Here is a 12,492-nt window from a genome sequence, read left to right as displayed (position 1 = left end):
AGCTATGTGTGTTTTTAAAGGAGTCACAATTTGGTTTTGAGTAGCTAATTGCGATGTGTACATAGTGAACATATTTTTTGTTAAAATACCAAATGTTTGTACGATTTAAGAAAATTAGACGTCTAAGTATTTGAAAAAACGTTATAGTAAATTACAATAACTACATACAATAAGAAGAGTTGAGTTTGAATTGATAATGTTTGTTTTTTATTATTTACTAAAGAAAAGTTTGAAAAAAGTAAAATGATTTTAGAAAACGACGTAATAAAAGTAAAAAAAGTAAGTTGTCGTATTCAAATTGTTTTGGAAAAGAAGAAAGTAAACTCTGTAGTTCAAATATGAAATCATCATTTAATGATGGTGGAAAGAGTATGAAGAAAGTGTTTGAAATAGGGGTACGAAAAAGGAAGAATAGTAAAAGTGGCATTATTTTAGTAGTTTAGCAATTAGTGGAGACTACGTATATTTTAAAAACCGAATATTTATGAAGACGAAATTCATTATTCATTTTTTTGCAATAATTATTTTATTTGCGAATTCAACACATGCATCAACGAATACAAAAGATGAAGATCCTGAAAAAGACAGAGTAATAGTATATGTTCTAAAAAATATATTAAGTAGGTATCATTACGTACAAAAAAAATTAGATGATAGTTTTTCGGAGCATGTTTACAATTCTTTTATAGAAGGGTTAAGATCCAAGTAAAAGATATTTTACTCAAGAAGACTTAAAAGAATTTTCTCAGTATAAATATTTAATTGATGATCAATTAAGAGATACTAATATCGATTTCTATAAACTAGTTTATGGAAGGTTTTTAGAAAAACTTGACGCTGCTAAAATTAATTATAGAACATTATTAAAACAATCTTTTAATTATAGCAAAAAGGAAACTATTAATGTTGATTATGAAAAAATACCCTTTGCAAAAGATGAAAAAGAGCTTTTAGATTATTGGAGAAGGCAATTAAAATTATCAATAATAGGAAGGATTGAAGAAGGAGAAAGGATTCAGAAAGATAAAATTGATAAAGGTGAAAAGGTTAAAAAGAAAACATTTTCAGAATTTGAAAGCGAAGCTAGAGCAGAAGTATTGAAAAGCATGAACGAATTATATATCAGAATTGATGAATTAGAAAGTTCAGATTGGTATTCAACATTTTTAAATAGTATAGTAAGCGGATTTGATCCACACACAACATACATGTCACCAAGAATTAAGTCTCGTTTTGATCAGGATATGTCTGGGAAGTTAGAAGGTATTGGAGCGCGTTTGCAAAAGAAAGGGATGTATACTCATGTTGTTGAGTTGATTTCTGGAGGACCAGCTTGGAAACAAAATGAATTAGAAGCTGGAGATATTATCTTAAAAGTAGCTCAAGCCGATGCTGAACCTGTAAATATCGTAGGAGTAAGATTAGATGATGCTATTAAATTTATAAAAGGAAAAAAAGGAACTGAAGTAAGACTAACGGTGAAGAAAAAATTTGATGGATCAACTCAAGTCATTTCTATCATAAGAGATGTTGTTGAGCTTGAAGAAACATTTGTTAAATCAAGCATAGTTGAAAAAGACGGTAAAAAGTACGGAATAATAAATTTACCTAAATTCTATATTGACTTTAGTGATGCAAGCAGTAGAGATGCGGCTAAAGATATGGAGAAAGAAATTGAAAGATTAAAAGCTGAAAATGTAAAAGGATTAATTGTTGATTTAAGAGACAATGGAGGTGGTTCGTTAAAAACAGCAATTGAAATCGGCGGTTTATTTATTGATAAAGGTCCAATAGTACAGGTGAAATATAGAGGGGAGGATCCGTTAGTTAAAAATGATACAGATAGTAAAATACAATGGAAAGGGCCTTTAGTAGTTATGGTGAATGAGTTTTCAGCATCAGCATCTGAAATTTTTGCTGCGGCTATGCAAGATTACAAAAGAGGGGTTATAATTGGAGGTAAACAAACGTATGGTAAAGGAACGGTTCAGAATGTCTTGCCAATAAATCGCTTTTATGAACAATATCCTAATGATTTAGGAGCACTAAAAATGACAATTCAAAAGTTTTATAGAATTAATGGAGGATCAACCCAAATAGAAGGTGTTTACTCAGATATTTCTTTACCAAGCAGATATAGCTATATGAAGTTTGGTGAGAGAGATTTAGAAGGAGCTTTAGCTTGGGATAAAGTGAAACAAGCAAATTATAAAACTACAAATTCGTATAGTAATTTTGCAGATGTTGTGTATAAAAGTAATCAAAGAGTTCTTAATGATAAGAAGTTTCAGAAGATTAATGAGTATGCAAAATGGTTGAAGAAAAATCAAGATCAAAATACTTATTCATTAAATTATAATGAATTTAAAAAAGAGTCTAATGAAAAATCACTGCAAGGGAAACAGTTTAAAGAAGTTTTCAAATTTAAATCAAATATTACGTTTAATGCTCCTAAATATGAATATGATTTGTTTAAAAAGGATTCTGTTTTAAAAGGGAAACGTTTAGCTTGGCATAAAAATCTTAAAAAAGATATTTATATGAACGAGGCTCTGAATGTTTTAAGTGAATTGAAAATGAAAAAAGAATATTCAATAGTAAAGCACTAGATAATTATTTTATTGTGGCTAAGTAAATTTAGAAAGAGATAATATTAAATATTGTATGTTTGTAGCCCAAAAAATACAATAATAAATGAAAGCATATATTTTTCCTGGTCAAGGAGCTCAGTTTACAGGAATGGGACTAGACTTATATGAAAAGTCTCCTATAGCTCAAGATTTATTTGAAAAAGCCAATGAAATATTAGGTTTTAGTATCACTGATATAATGTTTGAGGGAGATGCTGAAGAACTAAAGCAAACAAAGGTAACACAACCAGCTATTTTTTTACACTCGGTAATTTTAGCGAAAGTTTTAGGAGATGATTTTACTCCTGAAATGGTAGCAGGTCATTCTCTTGGAGAGTTGTCGGCATTAGTAGCTAATAAAGTGTTGTCTTTTGAAGACGGATTAAAATTAGTTTCTAAAAGAGCTTTAGCGATGCAGAAAGCTTGTGAAGTTCAACAATCAACAATGGCTGCTGTTCTTGGTTTAGAAGATGATGTAGTTGAAGAGGTATGTGATAGTATTGATGGAATTGTGGTTGCTGCGAATTATAATTGTCCTGGTCAACTTGTAATATCAGGTGAAATAGAAGCTATAAACAAGGCTTGTGAAGTTTTAAAAGAGAAAGGAGCTAGAAGAGCTTTAGTGTTGCCAGTTGGGGGAGGTTTTCATTCTCCGATGATGGAACCAGCAAGAGAAGAATTGGCTAAGGCAATTGAAGAAACAGAATTCAATAAGCCTATTTGTCCCGTTTATCAGAATGTAGTAGCTAAGGCTGTAACAAACCCAGATGAGATAAAAGAAAATTTAATGTTACAACTAACTGCCCCTGTAAAATGGACTCAGTGTATCAAAGCAATGATTGCAGATGGAGGAAATGAATTTGTAGAAGTTGGTCCTGGTAAAGTATTACAAGGTCTAATGAGGAAAATCGATAGAGCAGTCACAGCAAGTAAGGCTGAAATAGTGTAGAGGATAGATTTTTTTAAATTATACTAAAAAAGTAGGTTTTTACATAAGCCTACTTTTTTGTTTTATAACCTAAAGACAACCCTATCTAAAGATAGATTTGGTTGGTTTGCGTGAGCATGATTTTCGAAGAAACCCCATTGTTTATTAAAAGGCGAAAAGAATCTACAGTATAAAATATTGTTGATTAGTTGGTTAAGAAAAACTTCAGAAATAAGTTAAAAAAAGTCATTGCTATGTTAGAAAAGGGTTCTATATTTGCACCCGCAAACGGATAAGCGTATAGTTTAAAAGTAAGCAAAGTTCATTAAAATAGGGTTTAGAATATATTATTAAAGAGTTAAAAAATAAGTTGAAAAAAGCTTGTTTACAACAAATTAAAGTGAGTATATTTGCAGTCCAAATTTTACAGAGTAGTTCATTTATTTAGTCGGGTTTGCAAATTAGAAAAAAAACTTCAAAAAAGTTTTTGTCAGAATAAAAATAGTTTGTAGGTTTGCATCCGCTTAGCGAAAGCGGTAAGAGTTAAGAAATTTTGGAAAGGTTATTAAAAAGCCAGTTAGTTCGATTCTAGCGTTTCTACAAGAAGTTGATTGAGATTTTGGTTGAGAGATATCAAGTATTAAGATTAACAAAGTTCATTGAAAATATTGAAATTGACAGCGTAATTAAAGAGTAGAATTACCACGATCTAATTAGTTAGATTAAAAAAAATTCTTTTGAAACTTATTCATTCATAATATTAAAGATTATACAATGAAGAGTTTGATCCTGGCTCAGGATGAACGCTAGCGGCAGGCTTAACACATGCAAGTCGAGGGGTAACAGGGGAGCTTGCTTCCGCTGACGACCGGCGAACGGGTGCGTAACGCGTATAGAATCTGCCTTGTACAGGAGGATAGCCTTTAGAAATGAAGATTAATACTCCATAATACTGATATGTGGCATCACACTTTAGTTAAACATTTATGGGTACAAGATGACTATGCGTCCTATTAGCTAGATGGTAAGGTAACGGCTTACCATGGCAACGATAGGTAGGGGGTCTGAGAGGATTATCCCCCACACTGGTACTGAGACACGGACCAGACTCCTACGGGAGGCAGCAGTGAGGAATATTGGTCAATGGAGGCAACTCTGAACCAGCCATGCCGCGTGCAGGAAGACTGCCCTATGGGTTGTAAACTGCTTTTATACAGGAAGAAACAGATCTACGTGTAGGTCCCTTGACGGTACTGTAAGAATAAGCACCGGCTAACTCCGTGCCAGCAGCCGCGGTAATACGGAGGGTGCAAGCGTTATCCGGAATCATTGGGTTTAAAGGGTCCGCAGGCGGTCAATTAAGTCAGAGGTGAAATCCCATAGCTTAACTATGGAACTGCCTTTGATACTGGTTGACTTGAGTTATACGGAAGTAGATAGAATGTGTAGTGTAGCGGTGAAATGCATAGATATTACACAGAATACCGATTGCGAAGGCAGTCTACTACGTATATACTGACGCTCATGGACGAAAGCGTGGGGAGCGAACAGGATTAGATACCCTGGTAGTCCACGCCGTAAACGATGGACACTAGTTGTTGGGATTTATCTCAGTGACTAAGCGAAAGTGATAAGTGTCCCACCTGGGGAGTACGATCGCAAGATTGAAACTCAAAGGAATTGACGGGGGCCCGCACAAGCGGTGGAGCATGTGGTTTAATTCGATGATACGCGAGGAACCTTACCAGGGCTTAAATGTGGTCTGACAGCTTTAGAGATAGAGTTTTCTTCGGACAGATCACAAGGTGCTGCATGGTTGTCGTCAGCTCGTGCCGTGAGGTGTCAGGTTAAGTCCTATAACGAGCGCAACCCCTATCGTTAGTTGCAAACAGGTAAAGCTGTGGACTCTAGCGAGACTGCCGGTGCAAACCGTGAGGAAGGTGGGGATGACGTCAAATCATCACGGCCCTTACGTCCTGGGCTACACACGTGCTACAATGGTATGGACAATGAGCAGCCACTATGCGAATAGGAGCGAATCTATAAACCATATCACAGTTCGGAATCGGAGTCTGCAACTCGACTCCGTGAAGCTGGAATCGCTAGTAATCGGATATCAGCCATGATCCGGTGAATACGTTCCCGGGCCTTGTACACACCGCCCGTCAAGCCATGGAAGCTGGGGGTGCCTGAAGTCGGTTACCGCAAGGAACTGCCTAGGGTAAAACTGGTAACTAGGGCTAAGTCGTAACAAGGTAGCCGTACCGGAAGGTGCGGCTGGAACACCTCCTTTCTAGAGAAAGATGGTGAGTTACAAAAGAGGTACATTTTGCTCTTTGCTGTTAATTTTATAATACACTAATATATAGCTATTCTAGTCTCGTAGCTCAGCTGGTTAGAGCGCTACACTGATAATGTAGAGGTCGGCAGTTCGAGTCTGCCCGGGACTACAAAAAAGAAGAGGGTTATTTATTAGGAAGGAAATTCTGGAAGTTAGAGAATTCAACATTCATAATTGAGGATTCAAGTTCTGAATTTCAAAAATGGGGGATTAGCTCAGCTGGCTAGAGCGCTTGCCTTGCACGCAAGAGGTCATCGGTTCGACTCCGATATTCTCCACAATCAGATATAAGTCTGAAAACGTTCATTGACATATTGGTAAAAATGATATCGTAAAGAATCAAGATAGAGAGTTAGATTAATATCTAACGACATATTTTTATAAAAATAAAGAATTATAAAGAGCTCGTTGTAGTAGAGATACTACAGCAAAAAGTACAATAAGCTAAATAAGGGCGTATGGCGGATGCCTAGGCTTTCAGAGGCGATGAAGGACGCGATAAGCTGCGATAAGTTACGGGGAGTGGCACACACATTATGATCCGTAAATTTCCGAATGGGGCAACCCGGCATGTTGAAGACATGTCACCTATTTATAGGAGCAAACCCGGAGAACTGAAACATCTAAGTACCCGGAGGAAGAGAAAACAATAGTGATTCCGTTAGTAGCGGCGAGCGAACGCGGATTAGCCCAAACCAATGCTGTTACGGCAGTATTGGGGTTGTAGGGCTGCGACATTAGAATCTAAGTGAACTAGAATCGTTTGGAAAGACGGACCAAAGAGAGTGATAGTCTCGTATAGGTAAGCGAAGAAGATATAGCAGTACCCTGAGTAGTGCGGGACACGAGTAATCCTGTATGAATCTACCGGGACCATCCGGTAAGGCTAAATACTCCTGAAAGACCGATAGTGAACTAGTACCGTGAGGGAAAGGTGAAAAGAACCCTAAGTAAGGGAGTGAAATAGAACCTGAAACCGTACGCCTACAAGCGGTCGGAGCACATTTACTGTGTGACGGCGTGCCTTTTGCATAATGAGCCTACGAGTTACTGTTGCTAGCAAGGTTAAGGATTTAAGGTTCGGAGCCGAAGCGAAAGCGAGTCTGAATAGGGCGACCATAGTTAGTAGTAGTAGACGCGAAACCGAGTGATCTACCCATGGGCAGGTTGAAGCTGTGGTAACACACAGTGGAAGAGCCGAACCAGTTGACGTTGAAAAGTCTTTGGATGACCTGTGGGTAGGGGTGAAAGGCCAATCAAACTCGGAAATAGCTCGTACTCCCCGAAATGCATTTAGGTGCAGCGTTGAGCAAAAGTTTTATAGAGGTAGAGCTACTGATTGGATGCGGGGGCTTCACCGCCTACCAATTCCTGACAAACTCCGAATGCTATAAAATGTTACTCAGCAGTGAGGGCATGGGTGCTAAGGTCCATGTCCGAGAGGGAAAGAACCCAGACCATCAGCTAAGGTCCCCAAATATATGTTAAGTTGAAAAAACGAGGTGAAACTGCTTAGACAGCTAGGATGTTGGCTTGGAAGCAGCCATTCATTTAAAGAGTGCGTAACAGCTCACTAGTCGAGCGGTTTTGCATGGATAATAATCGGGCATAAACATATTACCGAAGCTATGGATTTTATACTAGATATAAAGTGGTAGGGGAGCATTCTATTTGCGCAGAAGGTGTACTGTAAGGTATGCTGGAGCGGATAGAAAAGAAAATGTAGGCATAAGTAACGATAAAGGGGGCGAGAAACCCCCTCACCGAAAGACTAAGGTTTCCTCAGCGATGCTAATCAGCTGAGGGTTAGTCGGGACCTAAGGCGAATCCGAAGGGAGTAGTCGATGGCCAACAGGTTAATATTCCTGTACTTCTTATAATTGCGATGGGGTGACGGAGTAATGAAAGCACCGCGAACTGACGGAATAGTTCGTTGAAACATGTAGGTATTAGACTTTTAGGTAAATCCGCTAGTCTAGCTGAAGTGTGATAGTACAACAAGTCTTCGGATGCGTTGATAGTGTGCCTAAGGGCTTCCAAGAAAAACCTCTAAGCTTCAGATTATGAGAACCCGTACCGTAAACCGACACAGGTAGTTGGGATGAGAATTCTAAGGTGCTCGAGAGATTCATGGCTAAGGAACTAGGCAAAATAGACCTGTAACTTCGGGAGAAAGGTCGCCAGCAGCAATGCTGGCCGCAGTGAAAAGATCCAGGCGACTGTTTATCAAAAACACAGGGCTTTGCTAAATTGAAAGATGATGTATAAGGCCTGACACCTGCCCGGTGCTGGAAGGTTAAGTGGAGGGTTTAGCTTCGGCGAAGATCTAAAATGAAGCCCCAGTAAACGGCGGCCGTAACTATAACGGTCCTAAGGTAGCGAAATTCCTTGTCGGGTAAGTTCCGACCTGCACGAATGGTGCAACGATCTGGATACTGTCTCAGCCATGAGCTCGGTGAAATTGTAGTATCGGTGAAGATGCCGATTACCCGCAGCGGGACGAAAAGACCCCGTGAACCTTTACTATAGCTTCGTATTGACTTTGGATAAGTAATGTGTAGGATAGGTGGGAGATAATGAAGCGGCGTCGCTAGGCGTTGTGGAATCATCCTTGAAATACCACCCTTTGCTTATCTAGAGCCTAACTCAGTGATGAGAACAGTGCGTGGTGGGTAGTTTGACTGGGGTGGTCGCCTCCAAAAGAGTAACGGAGGCTTCTAAAGGTTCCCTCAGCACGCTTGGTAACCGTGCGTAGAGTGCAATGGCATAAGGGAGCTTGACTGAGAGACATACAGGTCGATCAGGTACGAAAGTAGAGCATAGTGATCCGGTGGTTCCGCATGGAAGGGCCATCGCTCAAAGGATAAAAGGTACTCCGGGGATAACAGGCTGATTCTCCCAAGAGCTCACATCGACGGGGGGGTTTGGCACCTCGATGTCGGCTCGTCACATCCTGGGGCTGGAGAAGGTCCCAAGGGTTGGGCTGTTCGCCCATTAAAGTGGCACGCGAGCTGGGTTCAGAACGTCGTGAGACAGTTCGGTCTCTATCTGCTGTGGGCGTTAGAAATTTGAGTGGATTTGACTTTAGTACGAGAGGACCGAGTTGAACTGACCTCTAGTGTACCTGTTGTCACGCCAGTGGCACTGCAGGGTAGCTACGTCGGGAAGGGATAAGCGCTGAAAGCATATAAGCGCGAAACCCACCACAAGATGAGATTTCTTTAAAGGGTCGTGGGAGATTACCACGTTGATAGGCTATAGGTGTAAGTGCAGTAATGTATGTAGCCAAGTAGTACTAATAACCCATAGGCTTATGTACGTATCCCGACCTTCGGGTCGGGACAAACTCTTTGAAACTTTACAATATTATATTTATCAATATGTTAACTTATACAGTTGAAATATACTGAAACAATTTAAGGTGATTATTGCAATGGGGCTCACCTCTTACCATTCCGAACAGAGAAGTTAAGCCCATTAGCGCCGATGGTACTGCCACAGGTGGGAGAGTAGGTCGTTGCCTTTCTTTAACCGTTCTTTAGTAAAATAAAGAACGGTTTTTTTTTGTCCTTTACTTTTATCTAAATGTACTACACTTAACAAAATACTTACTTATAAGTTAGATCCTGTAATAAATGACAATAATGCTATTAGAACATAGCAAATCTGATTAATAATAGCTATCATTATGACGCCATATGTAGTGATTTAAGGTGTTATCTTCATAAAGCACTACTATTTGTAGTATTTAACTTTTTCAATTGTTTAAAACAATGGAAATAATCTTCAATTTATGATTGTAATTTTAGTTTTATTGTAGTTTTAAAAATTCTTTATGTAACTGCTATTTCTTTTAACACTATATCGTTTTGTAGGAATTTATTATTTCTTCAAAAGAAGTACTATAATTTATATTCTTTATCTTTAGTTTTCTCAAATCAGAACGTGATATTAATAATTATGATAGAATAAATTCTGAGTGTTGTAAATGTAAATTCTTATGACCTTTAAAAAAGAATTGTATATTTTATATAAGGAAGGGATGTTGAGTATTTATTGATTTTGCCTTAAATCATTCAATTTTTTTTAAATATAATTTTGATTCTAGCTTAGGATGTTTAATTATTATGAAAAAACTCAAAAACACCACCTATACACCTTTATAAGGTGACTCATTGGGGATGTTTTTGAGTTTTTTTAAATTATAAACTTTTTTATGTTTTAACATAAACTATAAATCATATAGTCTATTCCTGTTTTCTTTTTTGTTGCCATTTCCATGCAGATAATAATGCTTCTTCTAGGCTCTTTTCAGCCTTCCAGTTAAGTTCATCGTTGGCATTACTTGTACTCGCATAAGCACTGGTAATATCTCCTTCACGTCTACCAACTATCTTATAATTTAATTTCTCTCCAGAGCATTTTTCAAAGGTTTTGATTATTTCTAAAACTGAAGTGCCGATTCCTGTTCCTACATTATAGTATTCAAAACCTTTAGAGTTCTTATTTTGTAATAAACGGTTTAAACCAGCGATGTGAGCTTTTGCAAGATCTACTACATGAATATAATCACGAATTGCTGTTCCGTCTGGAGTATCATAATCATCTCCAAAAACAGATAGTTCTTCTCTTATTCCAGCAGCAGTTTGCGTTACGTAAGGAATTAAATTTTGAGGAACTCCAATTGGTAGTTCACCGATTTTAATACTATCATGAGCGCCTATTGGGTTAAAATACCTTAAGGCAATAGCATTCATATTATAGGCCTTACAGCTTTCTTTAATTATTTCTTCACCAATTTGTTTTGTATTTCCATACGGAGACTCTGCTGGTTTTGTGGGAGCGTTTTCAGTAATAGGTAAGCTATTTGCTTGCCCGTAAACAGTACAAGAGGAACTAAATATTAAGTTATCAATATTGTGATTACGCATTTCTTGTAGTAAATATACTAAACTACCAATGTTATTTTCGTAGTACTCTAATGGCTTTTGAACACTTTCTCCAACAGCTTTAAAAGCAGCAAAATGTATAACACCATCAACTTTATGCTTGCTAAAGAAATTTTGTACTTCTGTTTTTTCTCGTAAGTCAAGTTTTTGAAATTCAGGTTTGATACCAGTTATTTCAGTAATACTATCCAATACTTCAATTTTCGAGTTTGATAAGTCATCAATAATGACTACATCAAAACCAGATTTTTGAAGCTCTACAACCGTATGAGATCCGATGAAACCTAACCCGCCAGTGACTAAAATTTTTTTCATGTTTTCATTTATTATTTGTGAAATTTCTTTGTTGTTTTCACTTTTTCTTAGAAATATTTTTTAAACTATTCATTTTTCGAAATATTTAATTTCTAATTAAAAAACAGTGATATCCATAAAATTAAAGGAATTTATAACAAATTATATAATAATTATTTTAAAAATTCATTAATTGTAGTTGTAATGTATATTAATTGTTCTTCATTTAGCTCAGTATGCATTGGTAATGAAATAACTTCATTAACTAACTCATTAGTAATACTAAACTGATTTTCATTGTATTTTTTATTTTGGTAGGCTTTCTGAGAATGCAAAGGAACTGGGTAGTAGATAGCATTTGGAATTCCTTTGTCTAATAAATATTGATGTAATTCATTACGTTTACCGTTGGTTATTCTTAACGTATATTGATGAAAAACGTGTGTTGTAAAATTACGAGTTTTGGGTACAATTATATTGGGGTTACTGGCAAATTTTTCAGAATAATATTTTGCAGCTTTTCTTCGAGCATCACAGTAATTGTCTAATAAAGGTAATTTTGCTCTTAAAACAGCTGCTTGGATGCTGTCTAAACGCGAATTAACTCCAACCACGTCGTGATAATAACGTTTATACATTCCATGATTTACCATTCCTCTAAGTGTATGAGCTAACTCATCATCATTAGTGAAAATTGCTCCTCCATCACCATAGCAACCTAGGTTTTTTGAAGGAAAAAAGGAGGTAGTACCTATATGGCCCATGGTACCAGCTTTTTTTGTCGTTCCATTAGAGAATGTGTAATCGGCTCCAATTGCTTGTGCATTGTCTTCAATAACAAATAAATTGTGTTCTTTAGCAATTGTTAAAATTGCTTCCATATTAGCACACTGACCAAAAAGATGCACAGGTACGATTGCTTTAGTTTTAGGAGTAATAGCTTTTTTGAAAGCTTCTATGTTTATATTAAAAGTATCAGCATCGACATCAACTAAAACAGGTGTTAACTTTAATAACCCTATGACTTCAACAGTAGCTGCAAAGGTAAAGTCAGAAGTAATGACTTCATCACCAGGTTGTAAACCTAGTCCCATCATTGCAATTTGCAAAGCATCAGTACCGTTAGCACATGGAATTACATGTTTAACTCCAAGATAGTTTTCTAAGTCTGATTGAAACTCTTTAACATATGGTTAGATTTATATAGGCTGAGGAGTTCAAAACTTCTTGAATTGAGTCATCTACTATATTTTTAATTTGTTGATATTGACCTTGAAGGTCAACCATTTGTATTTTTTTCATTGTTTGAGTTTTATCGATTCAAAAATACGACTATAATTCGTTTTAATT

Annotated in this window: 4 protein-coding genes, 2 tRNA genes, 3 rRNA genes and 2 pseudogenes; 9 read left to right on the top strand and 2 right to left on the bottom strand. The window is 36.9% G+C overall.

Translation table 11 applies throughout. The features are described 5' to 3' along the window. The first annotated feature begins 484 nt into the window (after window positions 1-484). From ACMFBB_RS09735 to rrf, 9 genes and pseudogenes are all read left to right on the top strand, one after another. Complete coding sequence (locus ACMFBB_RS09735; RefSeq protein ID WP_435264187.1) at window positions 485-709, top strand: hypothetical protein; 225 nt, start codon at window positions 485-487, stop codon at window positions 707-709. Window positions 710-758: 49 nt separating this feature from the next. Continuing rightward, window positions 759-2,129: pseudogene (locus ACMFBB_RS09730) on the top strand (S41 family peptidase); the annotation flags it as partial. 15 nt (window positions 2,130-2,144) lie between these two features. Then, window positions 2,145-2,609: a carboxy terminal-processing peptidase gene (locus ACMFBB_RS09725; protein WP_435264292.1), complete on the top strand. Its 465-nt coding sequence runs from the start codon at window positions 2,145-2,147 to the stop codon at window positions 2,607-2,609. 85 nt (window positions 2,610-2,694) lie between these two features. Next, complete coding sequence (gene fabD / locus ACMFBB_RS09720; RefSeq protein WP_435264186.1) at window positions 2,695-3,579, top strand: ACP S-malonyltransferase; 885 nt, start codon at window positions 2,695-2,697, stop codon at window positions 3,577-3,579. 750 nt (window positions 3,580-4,329) lie between these two features. Continuing rightward, window positions 4,330-5,851, top strand: a 16S ribosomal RNA gene (locus ACMFBB_RS09715). Window positions 5,852-5,934: 83 nt separating this feature from the next. After that, window positions 5,935-6,008, top strand: a tRNA-Ile gene (locus tag ACMFBB_RS09710). A 95-nt stretch (window positions 6,009-6,103) separates the two neighbouring features. Then, window positions 6,104-6,177: transfer RNA gene (locus tag ACMFBB_RS09705), tRNA-Ala, on the top strand. A gap of 159 nt (window positions 6,178-6,336) precedes the next feature. Further along, window positions 6,337-9,218, top strand: a 23S ribosomal RNA gene (locus ACMFBB_RS09700). A gap of 98 nt (window positions 9,219-9,316) precedes the next feature. Continuing rightward, a 5S ribosomal RNA gene (gene rrf / locus ACMFBB_RS09695) occupies window positions 9,317-9,425 on the top strand. Together the 16S, 23S and 5S rRNA genes with 2 tRNA genes alongside form the textbook arrangement of a ribosomal RNA operon. Before the next feature lie 721 nt (window positions 9,426-10,146). On the opposite strand, the gene galE is transcribed toward rrf, so the two are convergent. Both galE and ACMFBB_RS09685 read right to left on the bottom strand, forming a co-directional pair. Next, the gene (galE, locus tag ACMFBB_RS09690) at window positions 10,147-11,163 is read right to left on the bottom strand and encodes a UDP-glucose 4-epimerase GalE (protein ID WP_435264185.1); all 1,017 of its coding nucleotides are present in this window, start codon (window positions 11,161-11,163) and stop codon (window positions 10,147-10,149) included. A 152-nt stretch (window positions 11,164-11,315) separates the two neighbouring features. After that, a pseudogene (locus ACMFBB_RS09685) lies at window positions 11,316-12,444 on the bottom strand (DegT/DnrJ/EryC1/StrS family aminotransferase). Between the last annotated feature and the right edge of the window lie 48 nt (window positions 12,445-12,492).

This window comes from Tenacibaculum sp. nBUS_03 (assembly GCF_051201695.1).
Taxonomy (GTDB): Bacteria; Bacteroidota; Bacteroidia; order Flavobacteriales; family Flavobacteriaceae; genus Polaribacter.
Note: the sequence above shows the minus strand (reverse complement) of the source record. Positions and strands in the feature narration are given on the sequence as shown.